The organism is Pseudoalteromonas sp. c7(2019) (genome assembly GCF_011378625.1).
In the GTDB taxonomy this organism is placed as follows: domain Bacteria; phylum Pseudomonadota; class Gammaproteobacteria; order Enterobacterales; family Alteromonadaceae; genus Pseudoalteromonas; species Pseudoalteromonas arctica.
Genome location: NZ_WTKS01000118.1, coordinates 1 through 358 on the forward strand (window position 1 = coordinate 1; position 358 = coordinate 358).

At 39.1% G+C, this 358-nt stretch carries 1 protein-coding gene; it reads right to left on the reverse strand.

Annotated features, from left to right (window positions below; genetic code table 11):
• On the reverse strand, positions 1-358 hold a 358-nt coding region (locus tag GQR38_RS20240; protein ID WP_165738073.1), incomplete at both ends, for a transposase.

Sequence of the window (358 nt, forward strand, 5' to 3'; positions counted from 1 at the left end):
CCGCCACTACTGTGTTGACGCGGAACGATACCTAAAGACGCTGAAACATCGCGGCCTCTTTTATAGTTACTGCCATTTCCAACTTCATTGAAATAGGCGCTTGATACCATAGGACCAAATCCAGGTATTGTTTGGAGCCGTTGGCAAATATCATTATTTTTTGCTGTTTCAACTATTAATGTACTGTAAGTTTCAATGCAGCTGTCTAAGTTACTCAATTGTGTTTCTAACTGCTTTAGTACCGCTTTAAATGCGCCTGATAATCCGGTATTTTCATCTTCTAAAATTAGGGGGATACTTTTGCGTATTGTGTTTACACCCTGATTTAAAATAATTCCGTATTCAGCAGTTAAGCCTC